The organism is Allokutzneria multivorans (assembly GCF_039537405.1).
Classification (GTDB): Bacteria; Actinomycetota; Actinomycetes; order Mycobacteriales; family Pseudonocardiaceae; genus Allokutzneria; species Allokutzneria multivorans.
In genome coordinates, this window is sequence record NZ_BAABAL010000014.1 from 41,984 (window position 1) to 57,451 (window position 15,468).

Annotated in this window: 16 protein-coding genes; 8 read left to right on the forward strand and 8 right to left on the reverse strand. The window is 69.3% G+C overall.

Translation table 11 applies throughout. The annotated features are described in order from the left end of the window. Positions 1 to 232 precede the first annotated feature (232 nt). The gene (locus ABD798_RS19275; protein WP_344876720.1) at positions 233 to 1,765 is read left to right on the forward strand and encodes an APC family permease; all 1,533 of its coding nucleotides are present in this window, start codon (positions 233 to 235) and stop codon (positions 1,763 to 1,765) included. Here the strand turns inward: ABD798_RS19275 and ABD798_RS19280 are convergent. Continuing rightward, positions 1,762 to 2,829, reverse strand: coding sequence for a glycoside hydrolase family 172 protein (locus ABD798_RS19280; RefSeq protein ID WP_344876722.1), 1,068 nt, complete (start codon positions 2,827 to 2,829; stop codon positions 1,762 to 1,764). The genes ABD798_RS19275 and ABD798_RS19280 overlap by 4 nt on opposite strands. Before the next feature lie 212 nt (positions 2,830 to 3,041). On the opposite strand from ABD798_RS19280, the gene ABD798_RS19285 reads away from it, so the two are divergent. Then, positions 3,042 to 4,451, forward strand: coding sequence for a tetratricopeptide repeat protein (locus tag ABD798_RS19285; RefSeq protein ID WP_344876723.1), 1,410 nt, complete (start codon positions 3,042 to 3,044; stop codon positions 4,449 to 4,451). Between the two features lie 6 nt (positions 4,452 to 4,457). On the opposite strand, the gene ABD798_RS19290 is transcribed toward ABD798_RS19285, so the two are convergent. After that, a complete protein-coding gene (locus ABD798_RS19290; protein WP_344876778.1) occupies positions 4,458 to 4,949 on the reverse strand; it encodes a DinB family protein in 492 nt (163 codons plus the stop codon). Then, positions 4,927 to 5,625: a helix-turn-helix transcriptional regulator gene (locus tag ABD798_RS19295; protein ID WP_344876725.1), complete on the reverse strand. Its 699-nt coding sequence runs from the start codon at positions 5,623 to 5,625 to the stop codon at positions 4,927 to 4,929. The genes ABD798_RS19290 and ABD798_RS19295 overlap by 23 nt, the downstream gene beginning before the upstream one ends. Positions 5,626 to 5,667: 42 nt before the next feature. Here ABD798_RS19295 and folE point away from each other — a divergent pair, with 42 nt between their 5' ends. Next, positions 5,668 to 6,255 carry a GTP cyclohydrolase I FolE gene (gene folE, locus ABD798_RS19300; protein WP_344876727.1) on the forward strand — a complete coding sequence of 196 codons (588 nt, stop codon included), beginning with the start codon at positions 5,668 to 5,670 and terminating at the stop codon, positions 6,253 to 6,255. A gap of 4 nt (positions 6,256 to 6,259) precedes the next feature. Here folE and ABD798_RS19305 read toward each other — a convergent pair whose 3' ends face one another. Beyond that, positions 6,260 to 6,814, reverse strand: coding sequence for a hypothetical protein (locus tag ABD798_RS19305; protein WP_344876729.1), 555 nt, complete (start codon positions 6,812 to 6,814; stop codon positions 6,260 to 6,262). Positions 6,815 to 6,917: 103 nt separating this feature from the next. Here ABD798_RS19305 and ABD798_RS19310 point away from each other — a divergent pair, with 103 nt between their 5' ends. Continuing rightward, complete coding sequence (locus ABD798_RS19310; protein WP_344876731.1) at positions 6,918 to 7,463, forward strand: hypothetical protein; 546 nt, start codon at positions 6,918 to 6,920, stop codon at positions 7,461 to 7,463. Here ABD798_RS19310 and ABD798_RS19315 read toward each other — a convergent pair. Continuing rightward, complete coding sequence (locus tag ABD798_RS19315; RefSeq protein ID WP_344876733.1) at positions 7,421 to 8,326, reverse strand: LysR family transcriptional regulator; 906 nt, start codon at positions 8,324 to 8,326, stop codon at positions 7,421 to 7,423. The genes ABD798_RS19310 and ABD798_RS19315 overlap by 43 nt on opposite strands. A gap of 70 nt (positions 8,327 to 8,396) precedes the next feature. Between ABD798_RS19315 and ABD798_RS19320 the strand changes: the two genes are divergently transcribed. The 3 genes from ABD798_RS19320 to ABD798_RS19330 all read left to right on the forward strand — a co-directional run bounded on the left by ABD798_RS19320 (position 8,397) and on the right by ABD798_RS19330 (position 10,019). Continuing rightward, entirely contained in the window at positions 8,397 to 9,125 is a 729-nt protein-coding gene (locus tag ABD798_RS19320; protein ID WP_344876735.1) for an SDR family oxidoreductase, read from the forward strand. 14 nt (positions 9,126 to 9,139) lie between these two features. Beyond that, the gene (locus ABD798_RS19325; protein ID WP_344876737.1) at positions 9,140 to 9,517 is read left to right on the forward strand and encodes a nuclear transport factor 2 family protein; all 378 of its coding nucleotides are present in this window, start codon (positions 9,140 to 9,142) and stop codon (positions 9,515 to 9,517) included. Between the two features lie 187 nt (positions 9,518 to 9,704). After that, positions 9,705 to 10,019: a DUF6355 family natural product biosynthesis protein gene (locus tag ABD798_RS19330; protein ID WP_344876739.1), complete on the forward strand. Its 315-nt coding sequence runs from the start codon at positions 9,705 to 9,707 to the stop codon at positions 10,017 to 10,019. Positions 10,020 to 10,330: 311 nt separating this feature from the next. On the opposite strand, the gene ABD798_RS19335 is transcribed toward ABD798_RS19330, so the two are convergent. Beyond that, the gene (locus ABD798_RS19335) at positions 10,331 to 11,335 is read right to left on the reverse strand and encodes a LacI family DNA-binding transcriptional regulator (protein WP_344876741.1); all 1,005 of its coding nucleotides are present in this window, start codon (positions 11,333 to 11,335) and stop codon (positions 10,331 to 10,333) included. Positions 11,336 to 11,478: 143 nt separating this feature from the next. Here ABD798_RS19335 and ABD798_RS19340 point away from each other — a divergent pair, with 143 nt between their 5' ends. Continuing rightward, positions 11,479 to 14,181: a family 78 glycoside hydrolase catalytic domain gene (locus ABD798_RS19340; RefSeq protein WP_344876743.1), complete on the forward strand. Its 2,703-nt coding sequence runs from the start codon at positions 11,479 to 11,481 to the stop codon at positions 14,179 to 14,181. On the opposite strand, the gene ABD798_RS19345 is transcribed toward ABD798_RS19340, so the two are convergent. Both ABD798_RS19345 and ABD798_RS19350 read right to left on the reverse strand, forming a co-directional pair. Continuing rightward, the gene (locus tag ABD798_RS19345) at positions 14,173 to 14,733 is read right to left on the reverse strand and encodes a hypothetical protein (RefSeq protein WP_344876745.1); all 561 of its coding nucleotides are present in this window, start codon (positions 14,731 to 14,733) and stop codon (positions 14,173 to 14,175) included. The two genes, ABD798_RS19340 and ABD798_RS19345, sit on opposite strands and share 9 nt — an antisense overlap. 41 nt (positions 14,734 to 14,774) lie before the next feature. Continuing rightward, positions 14,775 to 15,329, reverse strand: coding sequence for a hypothetical protein (locus ABD798_RS19350; protein ID WP_344876747.1), 555 nt, complete (start codon positions 15,327 to 15,329; stop codon positions 14,775 to 14,777). Positions 15,330 to 15,468: the final 139 nt, after the last annotated feature.

Below are 15,468 nucleotides of genomic sequence, written 5' to 3' on the forward strand. Positions count from 1 at the left end.
CGCGCGGGAACCATCAGCGTGGCGGTGCGGACAGGCCTGCCACAAGGTGTTCGACCGAAGATTCGCGAAATGCATTCTGTTCCGGTCGGGGTGGCACATCAGATTCTTGAGACGCTACTTCTTCCATTCCTTCGGGGGAGTTCTGGGTGAGCGGAGCGCTCCGCTATGCTCCGCCCACTCGCGTGATCAACTCGCTCTGGCCGCGTGATCGCTTCAAGCCAGGAGTTCTCCGATGCCCCAGAACCCGATGCCGCAGAAGGTGTCCCAGAACAAGGCGCACGGCACACGTGGAAGGGTCGCCGTCGCGCTCGCGGCCAACCGGCTCGGCGTGCCCTCCGTGATCTTCTTCGCCATGTCGGCGGCCGCCCCGCTGACCGCGGTCACGATGGTGATCACCTCGGGCTACTCGGTCACCGGACTGATCGGCATCCCGGTCGCCTTCGTCGTCGCGGGCGGGCTGCTCGCGCTGTTCTCCGTCGGCTACGTGACGATGGCGCCGTACGTGGTGAACGCGGGAGCCTTCTCCGCCTACGTCAGCAGGGGACTGACCCGGCCGCTCGGGGTGTCCGCCGCGCTGGTGGCGCTGATCGCGTACACGGTGATCCAGATCGGGGTCTACGGCGCCATCGGGGACGCGGGCGCGGCGCTGTTCCGCGACTGGGGCGTCGACCTGCCGTGGTGGCTCATCGCATTGGTGGGCTGCGCCCTGGTGGCCTTCCTCGGCCTGCAGCACGTCGACTTCAACAGCAAGATCCTCGCGGTGCTGCTGGTCGCCGAGATCCTGGTGATCGTCGTCTACAGCATCGGCAACCTCACCCACCCCGCGGGCGGCGTGGTCACCGTCGACGCGCTGAACCCGGAGACGCTGTTCTCGCCCGGTGTCGGCGCCGTGCTCGCGGTGGCGATCACCGCCTTCGTCGGCTTCGAGAGCTCGGTGGTGTTCAGCGAGGAGGCCAGGCGGCCCGGCAAGACGGTGCGCGTGGCCACCTTCACCTCGCTCGGCGTGCTCGTCGGGCTCTACACGCTGGCCTCGTGGGCGATGAGCGTGGCGACCGGTCCCGCGCACATCGGCAAGGCCTCGCAGACCGAGAGCACCAACCTGATCTACAGCCTGGCCGCGAGCAGCCTCGGCACGAGCTTCGCGATGATCGGCCGCGCGCTCTACGTCACCGGCGCGCTGGCCACGCTGATCGCCTTCCACAACCTCGCCGCCCGCTACACCTTCGCGCTCGGCCGGGAACGCGTGCTGCCCGCCGTGCTCGGCAGGACCTCGCTGCGCACCGGGGCGCCGAAGAACAGCTCGCTCATCCAGAGCGCGCTGGCCCTCGCGGTGATCGTCGTCTACGCGCTCTTCGACCTCGACCCGGTGATCAACCTGTTCTACTGGTGGTGCACGTCGGGTTCGCTCGGCGTGATGCTGCTGATCACCGCGACCTCCTTCGCCGTCATCGGTTTCTTCGTCAAACGCCCCACCGCCGAGTCCGCGTGGCGCAGGGTCATCGCCCCCGTGCTCGCCGCGATCGGCATGTGCGTGGCGATGGTGCTGGTGCTGGCCAACTTCGACAAGCTGCTCGGCGTCGACCCGGACTCACCGCTGGCGTGGGGCATCCCCACCACCTACCTGGTGATCGCCCTCGTCGGCTTCGCGTGGGGCCTGTGGCTGCGCGGCGCGTGGCCGGAGGTCTACACCACCATCGGCATGGGCTCCAAGAGCGCCATCGCCCGCGACCGCGTCGTCGACACCACCACCCGCCCCGGCTCCTAGCTGGGGCGGGGGAGGCGTTCGGTGACGGGCAGGATGCCGAAGGGCTTGTGCGGCAACGTCTGGTACCAGTAGGCGACCGAGGACAGGTCGTCGGAGCGCTTGTTGGCGTGGCCGTGCTCGATGGTCACGCGGATGGACCGGGTGAAGGTCACCGGGTCCTCGACGTGGAAGCGGTACATCGAGATCTGCCCGCTCCAGTTCGGCCCGCCGGGCAGCGTGAGCCCGTGGTAGGGCGCGGAGTAGGACTGCGTCGGGCACCACGCGGTGTTGAAGTAGTCCTCGGTCCCGGTGCCGTACAAGGACGGCGGGAACGGCTCGTCGTCGATGAAGATCATGTCATCGCCCTCGCCGTACCAGTTCCACTGCTCGGTCTCGCGGAGGTTGTGCACGTTGAGCACGCAGCCGACGTAGTGCCCGCGCCCGGTCGCGTCGAGCACCACGTAGTTGCCGGCGCCGTCGGGGTTGGTGCCGCCGAAGAGGAACTCCTCGTTGGACTCCTCGCCCTGCTCGACGCCGTCGGTGGGGTTGACGCGGTTCCACTGCGCGTGGAAGTAGCCGAGGTCGTCCTCGAGGGAGTCGAAGACCTCGTAGTCGACGTAGTAGTAGAAGTACACCGGCGCGCTGGACATCTCGCTGATCAGTTCGAGCCTGGCGCGGCGCCGGAACGGCATGTGGAACCAGCAGTTGAAGCCCTTGCCGTCCTCCGGGCTCATCTGCAGCGGCGCGGACACGAAGTTGCCGGTCTTGCCGTGGCCCATGCCGAAGAAGTCGCCGAGCGGTACGAGCACGCTGGGGTCGGCGCTGTCCTCCCACGTGATCTTGAGCAGCAGCCTGCGCAGGAAGTCCGGCTCCTGCTCGGCATCGCCCGGCAGCGCCACTGTGCACCAGATGTGGGTGATGGAGCCGCTGCCCTCGATGTCGGCGAGCAGCGCGGTCTGTCCGGGCTGGACGGTGAGCCGGTCGTCGTTGCCGCCGCTGCGGTCCCGGCTGGAGGCCCTTCGCCTGCGCGAGGACCGCAGGCGGGCGAGGTCGCGCAGACTGCTCCCGTGGTTGCCGTAGGACATCGTGCCGCCTCCCGACCGAGAAAACGATCTCTGGCAACCTAGGCGCCCGTTCGGCGGCACGTCAATCCGCCGATCAGTTCCTCGCAGCGTCCACTGTGGACTGTGGAGAAGCATGGAGAACCCGGTCACGGATTGAGATCGCTTCGGGACCCCTCCCGGTTCCGGTGGCCACAATGGGCGAACCCTGCCCTGCCTTCCCTGAAGGGACCCCGATGGACGAGCCGACTCCGGTCGAGCCCCAGGCTGCGCCTCAAGTGGGTCCGCTCGGCGCCGCGCTCGGCAACGCGTCGCTGTTCGGCGCGGGCTACCTCGCGCTCGGCAAGCGCCGCCTCGCCCTGGTCACGAGCCTGGTCACCGTCGTGCTCGTCGCCCTGCTCGCCACGGTGGCGCGCGTGTGGTGGTTCGACGTGGTCGTGCTGCTGTGGTGGGCCGCCATGATCTGGCACGGCTGGTTCCTCGCGGGCGGTCGCAGCGCGAAACGCGGGCGCTGGGCGGTGCTGCTGGCCTTCACGCTCCCGGTGGTGATCACCGTGAGCCTGCTGCGCTTCGACCTGCACCGGATCGACGTCGCACTGGCAGATGCCCGTGCTGCGGGCGACTGCGCGCGGGCGGTGGACTCCGTCGATCAGCTGTGGTTCGGCCACCGCGTCCTGGACCTGACCACGACCTATCGGGGCGAGCTGACCCGCGAGGCGTGCGGCCTGGTGGGCACGGCCAAGGACAAGCTCGCGACCGCGCTGACCGGGCGCACCGACTCGCTCAAGGAGGGCTTCGACGGCCTCGCCCAGGTGCTCCTCCAGTTCCGAGGCCACGAGAAGGTGGTGGACGTCGTCCTGGACGGCTTCCTCGCCGGGCTGCCCGCGAAGAACCCTTGCCACACCGCCGTTGTGACCGACTGGCTCCGCGAGCGCAAGCCGACCGGGATCGCGCTGGACCGCTCCTCCGACGTGGTCGGCAGGACCGCGCCCGCGGCGCTGCTCGCGTGCGGCGATGACCTGATGAAGGCCAAGAACTGGCAGCAGGCCCGGCAGCGCTACCAGCAGCTGATCGACCAGTACCCCGGGCACGAGCTGATCGCCAAGGCGCGGGAGGGCGTGAAGCAGGCGACCCTCGCGCTGGAACTGGCGAACGTGCGCGACCTGCTGCGCGGCTCAGCCGGTTCGCAGCCCGCCTACTGCTCGCGGCCCGCCCAGTACAGCGGCGCCGCGCCCTACGGCAAGGGCACCAACCGCTCGCTGATCTACGGCAACAGCGAGTACGCCGACAAGCTCCCCGGCGAGTGGAAGGCCGGAGACGTCGCCGATGCCGTGCTGGTGGTCTGCGCGGGCACGACGGAGTTCGGCGCGGCCATGCGGACCTGCCCGTACGAGAGCAAGCTGAGCCCGCGCTTCCCGGTCCAGGTCACCTTCCACAAGATCGCGATCCCGGTGAAGGCCTACGAGCTGCGCACCGGGAAGCTGGTCACCGACACCAAGATCGAGATCGATGGCTCGACCTGCCCGAAGGTGCTCACCTACTCCCGGCCGCGCCTGCTCGCCGACATCGGCCCGCCCTCGCAGGTGCACGTGATCACCACCGACGACAAGGTGCACGCGGCCTTCGGCTCGTTCATCAACCAGTAGGGCGGATCAGAGGCCGGTCGCGCCGTCCACCCGCTCGCGGAGGAGGTCGGCGTGACCGCAGTGCCTGGCGTACTCGGCGATCATGTGGGTGTAGATCCAGCGCAGGCTGAACTCGGCACCGCCGAAGGTGCCGGTGTCCGCCAACTCCTTGGTGGCGCAGTGCTTCCTGGCTGCGGCGACCTCCGCCTCCCAGGTGGCGCGGGCGGTGGCGGAGGTGGCGTCCTCGGCGAGCTCGAAACCGCCGTCGTGACCGTGGGACTCCGAGGGCCTGGGGTGGATCGGCGGCGCGTCCTCCCCGGCCAGCACGCGGCGGAACCAGTTCCGCTCGACCTCGGCCAGGTGCTGGAGCAGGCCGAGCAGGGTGAGCGAGGACGGCGGCGCGGAGGCGGTGCGCAGCTGCTGCTCGGTCAGCCCCGCGCACTTCACGACCAGGGTGGCGCGGTAGAAGTCGAGCCAGTTCTCCAGCGTCGTGCGCTCATCGGCGGTCGGGTTCGGCATCGGGCGTTCGGGCGTCGTCACCCCGACATGATGCGTGCAGCCGGACGCAGCAGTGCCCCGGGGTCGGCTCCAGGCGCGCGCTGACACCCTCGGCGCCCAAGCCTTCGAGCAGCCCGTCCAGCAGGCGCAGGGTCATCCCGCACACCATCGCCGCGTGCCGCTCGGCGAGGCTGTGGAACGGGCAGTTGCCGAGCGAGGTCACCGCGCCCGAGGTCCTCGGCTCGAAGCCGTGCCGCTCCAGCATTTCGTCCACAGTGGACGATCCTGCGGCCTCGCGCCCCCACCGCGTCCCGAGCGCGTGGGCGTGCCGGTCGAGCACGGCGCGCGGAGCTTCCCCGGTCTCCTGCGCCTCGGCGACCGCGTCGGCCAGCAACCGCGCGGCCAGCTCGTAGTGGCGCTCCGGCAGGGACACCGCGATGTGCTCGGGGCAGCGGCGGTACAGCTTCGCCGGGCGTCCCGCTCCCGGTCCGGAGCGGCCGGTGCGGCGCTCGTAGACCACCTCCAGCAGCCCCTCCGCGGCGAGCTTGTCGAGGTGGAATGCGGCGGTCGTCCTCGGCAGCTCGACTGCGTCGGCGGCCTCGTCCCTGCCGACCGGGGCGCCCTGCCGCGCCACGAACTCGTAGAGCCGCCGCCGGGTCGGCTCGTCAAGTGCGGCGATGGCGGAGAGGTGGGACATTCTTCTAATGTTAGCGTGAGTTGGCGATAGAAGGAGGAGCCCATGACCGCTCAGCTGCGCGTGGTGCACGGCCGCACCGGTGTCGACGTCGAAGCCGCCCGGCGCGCGGTCACCGACCTGTTGGTCGCGTTAGGCCGCGACCCGGGCTCGGAGCACCTCGCGGACACACCGAGACGGGTCGCGCACGCCTACTCCGAACTGCTCACCCCGCGCGAGTTCGACCTGACGACCTTCCCCAACGAGGAGGGCTACGACGAGCTCGTGCTGGCCAGGTCGATCCCCGTGCAGTCGCTGTGCGAGCACCACCTGCTGCCCTTCCACGGCGTCGCCCACGTCGGCTACCTGCCCGGCGAGCGCATCCTCGGCCTGTCCAAGCTCGCGCGCGTCGTCGAGCTGTTCGCCAGGGACCTCCAGGTTCAGGAGCGCCTGACCAAGCAGATCGCCGACTGGCTGCGCGACCACCTGGCGCCCAAGGGCGTCGGCGTGGTGATCGAGGCCGAGCACATGTGCATGTCGCTGCGCGGGGTCCGCGCCACCGGTTCGCGGACCGTGACCTCCGCGTTGAAGGGGGTTCTCCGCGAGGACCCGCGCTCCCGCCAGGAGTTCTTCGCGCTGGCCGGGATCAGCTGAGCGCTCAGTTCTCTCCGCGCAGCACTCCGCCGACGCGGCACACCACGGCGACCCCGGTGAGGATCAGCGCGAGGTAGTGCGCCGTGCCGCCGTCGTCCCGCACCGTGCTCGCCGGAACCGGGCCCACCTGGCGCAGCGGGTCGTGGACGATCTCCAGGCGCTGACCCGGCTCGGCGACGCGGGAGGTCCAGCTCAGCAGGTCGACCGGTGCCCCGTCGCAGCGCAGGCGGTGGTCGTGGAAGGTGACGGTGTTGACGAAGATCGAGCCGTCCGCCGTTGTGTGCGTCCGCAGCTCGTCCCGCTTGACGACGCTGAGCACCGCGCAGCTGGCACGGACGCTGCGCTCGCGCACGGCCTCGTCGTCGCGGGCGGAGATGGTCCCCGCGACGGCGAGCAGTGACGCGAGCATCCCGGCGACCAGCCAGCCCGTGTCCGCCACCAGCAGTACGCCCGCCACCAGGACCGCACAGGTGAGGACCGTGGGCGCGCCGCTGTGCGCCGTCCACAGCACCAGCGGTGGGTGGCAGATGGCGACGATCAGGTTGACGAAGAGTCGCACCCGGTCAGGATGATCCCTCAGCGGTGGGAGGGGTCCCGGTCGGTGGTCACCCAGGACGGGCGTTCGCCAGGCGTGCTCCCTCCTCGGTGTGCAAGCTTGTCGCATGCGTGCCACGGCTCTGGCCATGCTCATGGTCACGGCGCTCACCCCAGCGCCGATCGCTCCGGTTTCCGCTTGCACCCCAACGGAATCCATCGCTCTGACGCACCACTACTCGCCGGACGGGAGATCGCGGATCGGCCTGCGGCTGTGCGTGCGAGTGGACGACGGCAACGTGCTGCGCGCCAGCACCGTCGTGAGCGCGGAGTACCGCGACGACTTCGGCTGGCACTTCGAACAGCCCGCGCGGGTGGCGTTCATGAGCGCCCAGGTCGACGGGCAGACCACCGTGGTGGAGCGCGGCTCCGGGCACCAGTGGTCGTTCTCGTGGAGCAATGTCGTCACCGAGGCGCGCAACGGCCCCGTCGAGGTGGACTCCACGCCCGGCGGCGTCGGCGTCCGCCCGCGCGAGAGCTACACCGTGCGGTGGGACATCGTGCACAAGATCGGCGGTTACTGGCGCGAGCGCGAGGCCCCCGCGCAGAGCTACCAGGTCTGGGTTCCGCGCTACGGCGAGGAAGGGCCGTCGATCACCGTCGTCACGACCTGAGCGCACGCGACCTGGACGAAGCGCGCGATCCACGGCGCGGTCGAGCCCGCGGGCCACGCGAGCACCGTCGTGTAAGGGCTCGCGTCGAGCACGGGCCGGTAGACGATGTCCGGTCGCGGCGTGTGCTCGGCCAGCGAGCGGGGGATGAGCGCGACGGTCAGCCCGAGCGCCACGTTCTCCATCAGTTGTGAGTTGTCGTGGATCTCCGGGCCGCCCGTCGGCAGGTCGTGGTCGCGGCCCGCCCAGTACACGCGGTCGGCGTGGCACGACTCGGGCCACTGCGACATCGGCTGGCCGAGGAGATCCTTGCAGTGCAACGCTTCCCGCTCGGCCAGCTCGTGCCCGGCGGGCAGTGCGGCCACCCTCGGCTCGCTGACCAGGTGCTCGGTGTCGAAGCCCGAGTGGTCGGCGGGGGAGCCGATGAGGGCCAGGTCCGCGCGGCCGTCGCGGAGCATGACGGCCTGCTCGCCGTAGCCGCTCACCACGACCTCAACCGCTTGTGCGCCAGGCGCTTCGGCATATGCGCGAACAACGCGGCGAAGCAGTTCGGTCGCCACCCCGGCCTTCGCGGTCACCACCACCGACGGCGTAGCTTGGCCCGCGCGGCGCGTCCTGTGCACGGCCGCCGACACCGCGTCGAACACGCGCCCGGTCTCCGCGAGCAGCGCGTGCCCGGCCGGGGTGAGCGCGACCTGACGAGTGTCGCGGACGAACAGCTGCACGCCCACGCGACGTTCGAGCTGGCGGATCGCCCTGGACAGCGGTGGTTGGGCGATGCCGAGCCGCAGTGCCGCCTTGGAGAAGTTCAGCTCGTCGGCGACCGCGCGGAAGTACCGCAGCTCCCGCACCTCCACATCTGCCATACCCCCAGGGTATAAGCATGGATCGAAGTGGTCTTTCCCCGGCGGCGGGGTCCGCTGGTGGAGTGAGCTCATGAGCGGAGAAGTCGCGCTGGTGACCGGCGCCAACAAGGGGATCGGCAAGGAGATCGCGCGCGGTCTCGCGGCCGAGGGAATGACCGTCTACCTGGGGGCGCGCGACCTCGAACTGGGGCAGCGCGCCGCCGACGAGCTGAGCGGCGACGTCCGCGCGGTCCGGCTCGACGTGACCGACCAGTCCGAAGTGGACAGTGCGGTCGCCACCATCGAGGCGGAGTGCGGGCGGCTGGACGTGCTCGTCAACAACGCGGGCGTGGCCGTCGAGTGGGGCGTGGCGGTGCCCGATCTCACCGCGGACCTCGTGCGCGAAGCCTACGAGGTCAACGTCTTCGGTGTCGTCGCGGTGACACGGGCGTGCGTTCCGCTGCTGCGGCGCGCGCCGGTGGGACGCGTTGTCAACATGTCCAGCCCGCTGGGGTCGCTGCACCTGCTCGCCGATCCCGGCAACCCGATCGCCTCGCGCGGCCTGCTCGCCTACAGCTCGTCCAAGGCCGCGCTCAACGCGATCACCCTGCTCTACGCGAACGCGTTGCGGCAGGACGGAATCCTGGTGAACGCGGCGAATCCCGGCCTCGTCAAGACCGACCTCAACACCGATTCCCCGTTCCCTCGGGGTGAGCGGACGCCCGTCGACGGCGCCGTCGCACCGCTGCGGCTCGCGCTGCTCGGCGCCGACGGCCCCACCGGCGAGTTCTGGGGCGACGATTCCACCGTCCCTTGGTAGTGACTGGAGAAACCATGAGTGACGCGAACAAGAAGACCGTCCTGGCGTTCCTCGACCTGGCGTTCAACGAGAAGCGCCCCGAGGAGGCCGCCGTCACCCACCTGCACCCCGACTACGTCCAGCACAACCCGCACGCACCCTCCGGGGCCGCCGCCTCCGGTCGCTTCCTCCGCGGCTTCGTCGACCAGTTCCCCTTGCTGCGCCTGGACTTCAAGCGCGTGCTGGCCGACGGGGACCACGTGATCGTGCACTGCCACATGCGCTTGACGCCGGAGAGCCGGGGCTCGGCGATCGTGGACATCGTGCGCTTCGAGGGCGATCGGATCATCGAGCACTGGGACGTCGTGCAGGACATCCCCGAGCACTCCGCCAACGACAACACGATGTTCTAGTACTGCAACGGCATTTGCGTCGTAGGTGGTGGATCATGTCACGTGGAAATAAGCATGATCCTTTTTGTCGGCGAATCGATCTTGAATTCTCAAACTTCTTCAGGTATGTGTGAAGTCGCTCACGGCCCCGTTTTCTCGTGGTTACCGTTCTGCGTGCTTGCTCGACCGGTACGAAAAGGAGGGCATCATGCGCAAAAATCTTCGGGCCGTTGTCGTGATGGCGACGACGATCATTGCCACGGCAGCCGTCGTCGCGCCAGCGAGCGCGAATCTGATGGCGGAGCCCGTCCGGTGCGGGTACGACGAGTCGACTCCCACCGGCCACCCCGAGCGGTACCGCGACGCGAAGTACAACCACTGCGCCAGCACGAGGGTCGAGATCTGGGTTGACTACGTCTCGCAACCGGACCGTTCCTTCTGCACCTCGCCCCTGCCCTGGGTGTACTACCTCGGCAGGGCGGACCAAGTCAACAACGCCTGGTACACCGGCCGTCTCTGCTGATATCCGGCCCTGTTGGGAGGAAGCCAGTCAAAGGTCGCGGACGGTCACATCTGGATCATTCAGCTCCATGATCGGAAATATGCGCAAGAAAGGCTTCGAGCAACTCGGCGACCGTACAACGGCGACCTGACGAGGACAGCCGTTCACCGTGTCCGGTATCCACTCCGGCAGGGCGAGCGTGGAATACCTCGGCAGGTCGCCGCTGTGGGTGAAAGGGAGCGGGCTGGAGGGTGGCGCGGTGGAACACAGCTCCGCTACCGGGAAAAGATCAACCGCCCGGCTCACTGGAGTGATGTAGGTCCTGCGGAGTGCTAGAGGGTGGCGCGCAGGGCGGTGGAGGCGCGGACGACCAGTTCGGGGGAGAAGACGACCTGGCGGTGCTCGTGGCCGTCGCCGGAACCCGCGGCCTCGTCGAGCAGCAGCTCCGCCGCCGTGCGCCCGAGCAGGTGGCGGGGCTGGCTCACGGAGGTCAGCGGCACGGCGGCGGCCCCGGCGAACTCGATGTCGTCGTAGCCCACGATCGCGAGGTCGCCCGGCACGTCGAGGCCGAGCCGCACCATGCGCTGCAACAGACCGAGCGCCAGCAGGTCGTTTGCGCAGAACGCGGCGGTGGGACGGCGCGAGCCGGGTAGCCCGGCGAGGCGCTCGCCCGCGCGGCGCCCCTCGGCGACGTTGAGCGCGGCGGTCTCCAACACGATCAGCTCGGCGCCGGGGACCGCCGCGACGGCCTTGCGCGCGCCCGTCAGGCGGTCGGCGGCCTGGCCGATGGTCAGGGGGCCACCGATGTAGGCGATCTTGCGGTGGCCCGCCTCCAGCAGGTGCGTCGCGGCCAGCTCCCCACCCGCGACGTCGTCCACGGTCACCGAGCAGAAATCGGGGCCCGCGTCGCGGTCGACCACCACGACCGGGATGCCGCGCCCGCGCACGCGGTCCAGCCGATCGGTGGCGTTGTCTGTCGGAGTGATCAGGATGCCCTCGACCCGTTGCTGCTCAAGCATGTCGAGGTAGAAGTCCTGCCGCCCGCCGTCCTCCCGGCTGTTGCACAGGAACACCGCGAGCCCGGCTGCCTCGGCGGCGTCCTGCACGCCCTCGGCCACGTCGGTGAAGAACGGGTTGCCGGAGTCCAGTGCCACGTAGGCCAGGGTCCTGCTGTGCCCGGAGCGCAGCTGGCGCGCGGTCTCGTTGCGGACGAAGCCGAGCTGCTCGATGGCGGCGCGCACGCGGTCGCGGGTCTGCACGCTGACCCGGTCCGGCTTGTTGAGGACGTTGGAGACGGTGCCGAGCGACACCCCGGCGCGCGCCGCGACGTCCTTCATGCTCGGTGTTCCCGGACCCGCCACGCCGCCCCCTGACTCCGACCTCTGAAACGTGCGGACCAGCCGATGTTTGACGGTCGCGCTCGGCCATCGTACCGTCATGACCACGGTTTGAAACGTTCCAACGCGCCGGAGGAGAGTTCATGGCCGAGCCGAGTGCCGTCCGCTTCGAGCACCTCCCGCGCCGTGGGTTGGTGGTCGTCGGCACCTCCGAACCGCGCCTGAGCTGGCAGGGGAGGGCGACGGAGCTGGAGCTGACCGACGCCTCCGGTCAGGTCAGCCGGTGCCGCGTCGACGGCGAGGAGCGGGTGCTCGTCCCGTGGCCGTTCGCGCCGCTCGGCTCGCGCTTCCGGGGAAGCCTGCGTGTGCGCGGCGGTGAGCCGATCGAGTTCGAGACCCCGTTGCTGAGCCCTTCGGACTGGACGGCTCGGTTCGTCTCGCCGAGCGCGATCGGTCGGATCGGCGATCCAGCTCCGCTGCTCAGCTCGCGGATTTCCTTGCCCAGCAGGGCAGTTCGCGCGCGCCTGCACATGACTTCGCTCGGCGTTCACGTGGCGTCGATCAACGGTTCGCGCGTTGGCGACATCCACCTGGACCCGGGCTGGACCTCCTACGAGCACCGCCTCCGCTACCGCACGCACGATGTGACGTCGCTGTTGTCCAGCGGAGACAACGACATCGATGTGCTGCTCGGCAACGGGTGGTACCGGGGGAGGCTCGGTTGGCAGGGCAAGCGCGCCCACTACGGTGATCGTCTCGCCCTGCTCGCTCAGCTCGAAGTCACGTGCGAGGACGGCTCGGAGCACGTGTTCGGCACGGACTCCACGTGGACCGCGCGGTCGAGTCACATCACCGCTGACGACCTCTACGACGGTCAGACAACGGACCTGCGCGCGTCGGAGTCCACTGTGGACACCGTGGACGTGCTCGATGTCGATCTGAGCCGGCTTGAGGTGCCGCTCGGGCCGCCAGTGCGCGTGGTGGCAACGGTTCCCGCCGTTTCGGTGACGCGATCGCCGTCGGGCAAGCTTCTCGTGGACTTCGGTGAGAACCTCGTCGGCTGGGTGCGGCTCCGCGTCCGCGCGGGGGCCACGCGGGTCACGGTGCGGCACGCCGAAGTGCTCGAACACGGCGAACTCGGTACCAGGCCGCTGCGCTCCGCCCTGGCCACCGACCGCTACCTCCTGTCCGGCGACGCGGATGCGGTGTGCGAGCCGTCGCTGACCTTCCACGGGTTCCGCTACGCCGAGGTCGACGGAGTGGACTCGCTCGACGTCGCCGACCTCGAAGCCGTTGTGCTGTCATCGGATCTGCCCGCCACCGGGTGGTTCAGCTGCTCGGAGCCCGACCTGGAGACGTTGCACGACAACGTTCGCCGGGCGATGCGCGGCAACTTCCTCGACGTGCCGACGGATTGTCCTCAGCGCGATGAGCGGCTCGGCTGGACGGGCGACATCCAGGTCTTCGGCCCGACCGCGTCCTTCCTCGCCGACAGCGCCGGTTTCCTCACCTCCTGGCTGCGTGATCTCGCGGCCGACCAGTACGACAACGGCTGCGTTCCCTTCGTGATCCCGGATGTTCTGCGTGAGCACGCGCCGAGCGCCGCCGCGTGGGGTGACGCCGCGACGGTCGTGCCGTGGACGCTGTACGAGCGCTACGGCGACCTTCGCGTGCTCGCCGACCAGTTCGCCAGCATGCGCGCGTGGGTCGACCGCCAGACCGCGCTCGCCGGGCCGGATCTCCTGTGGTCCGGCGGTTTCCAGTTCGGCGACTGGCTCGACCCGGCGGCGCCGCCGGAGAACCCGTTCGCCGCGAAGACCGACCACGACATCGTCGCGACCGCTCACTTCGCTCACTCTGCGTCGATCGTTGCGCGCGCGGCTGAAGTCCTTGGCCGCCAAGAGGAAGCGCGTTCGTATGCCGCCTTGGCAGGCGCCGTCCGGACAGCGTTCGCCGACGCCTACGTGACTCCGTCCGGGCGGATGGTCGGCGACGCGCCCACCGCCTACGCCATGGCGCTGGTCTGGGATCTTCTGCCCACGGCCTCGCAGCGTGCCGGAGCGGGCACGCGGCTGGCGGACCTCGTGCGCGCCAACGGTTTCCGCATCGCGACGGGCTTCGTCGGAACGCCGATCATCGCCGATGCCCTGTGCATGGCAGGGCAGCCTCAAGTGGCTTACCGACTTCTGCTGGAGCGTGGCTGCCCATCGTGGTTGTACCCGGTGACGATGGGCGCGACCACGATCTGGGAGCGGTGGGACAGCATGCTCCCGGACGGCACGATCAACCCCGGCGAGATGACCTCCTTCAACCACTACGCGCTCGGCGCCGTCGCCGACTGGCTGCACAGGACGGTCGCCGGTCTCGCACCTGGCTCGCCCGGCTACCGATCGCTGCTGGTGCGTCCGCTGCTCGGTGGCGGGCTGACCCGCGCTTCGGCTCAGCACGAGACGCCCTACGGCCGTGCTTCCGTTGCGTGGCAACGGGAAGACGGCACGCTCACCCTCGACGTCGAGGTCCCCGACGGCGCGACCGCGACCGTGCACGTCCCGGGCTCGGTGACGGAGGACGTCGGCCCTGGACAACACCGGTGGCAGGTGCCAGATCCCGTTGTGCCGCACAGCATCCGAACGGTCCGCGACGCCGTCGACGACCCTCGGGTGTGGGCCGCGCTCGTGGAGACCGCCGTGGACCTCAAGGTCGTCGCCGACGGCCCCGCACTGGGGCGAGCACTGTCCCGCGACTTCGACCGCCCCGCCGAGGATCTGCCGAAGATCCTCGTGTCCACGCTCGAACACACCAACGGCCAGGAACTCGCTGAGCGTCTTGCGGCGGCTCTACGGTAGGCCGAGGGCGCGCAGGACGCCGGGCTGCACGTCCGTTCCTCGGAGGTCTTCGACGAGCCGCAACGTGCGGTCGGCGATGACGAGTTCGCGGGGCGTGTGTGGGACGTCGTCGCCGAGGCGGCGGAGGTAGTCGGCGATGTGCAGCCACGAGTAGAAGACGGTTCCCTCGGTGTCTGGGTTCAATGGCTCCGGGAAGTGCTCGTCCTCCTGGGAAAGTTGCACCAGGGACTCATAGCTGCGATCGCAGCGCTGCGCCGCCTCTTCGAGGGCCACCTTGTCCTCCATCAGGGCACCGACCCCGCGGAGGCCGGGGATGAGCTGGATGTTGCGGGCCATCTGCGCCACGGCGTCCAAGAGCGTCGGCGCTTCGACATCGCAGATCAGCTTCTTTAGCTCCGACTCGTCTGAGCGGACTGGGTACTGCTCCGGCTTCCTGGGGCCGAGGACGAAGGCCGCTGAGCCGTCTGCGAACGCGTCGCATTGGGAGAACTCATCGGCCTGCTCGGGGGTGAAGGGCTGGTTGAGCAGCAGGGTGAAGCTCCACTCGGGCATCAGGTGCGTTTCCTTCAATGCTGATGTGCCTCGCGGCGGCTCTACGGTAGGCCAAGGGCGCGGAGGGTGCCGGGCTGCACGTCCGTTCCTCGAAGGTCTTCGACGAGCCGCAACGTGCGGTCGGCGATGACGAGTTCGCGGGGCGTGTGTGGGACGTCGTCGCCGAGGCGGCGGAGGTAGTCGGCGATGTGCAGCCACGAGTAGAAGACGGTTCCGTCGGTTTCCAACGGCTCCGGGAAGTGCTCGTCCTCCTGGGAAAGTTCCACCAGGGACTCGTAACTGCGATCACAGCGCTGCGCCGCGTCGCTGAGGGTGACTGTGTCCTTGTGCGTGGCACCCACCGCGCGCAGGCCGGGGATGAGCTGAACGTTGCGCGCAGTCTGAGCTATGGCATCCAACAACGTCAGCGCTTCGACGTCGCACCACAGCTCGATCAAGTCGGAAGGGTCGCACTGGATCGGGTACTGCTCCGGCTTCGCCGGGCCACGCATGTAGGACACCGATCCGTCGCCGAACGCGTCACAGTGGTCGAACGCGTCGGCCTGCTCGGGCGTGAGGGGTTGATTGACAAGCAGAGTGAAGCTCCACGCGGGCATCAGGTGCGCTTCCTTCAATGCTGATGGTGACGAACGAACTCGTTGATGCGCTTGGCTTGGTCGCCCGGGTTCTTGGGCGTGCAGTACACCGTAATGTTCTTCCCGCACGTACAGCAGATCACCCAGCCCCAGCGGTGAC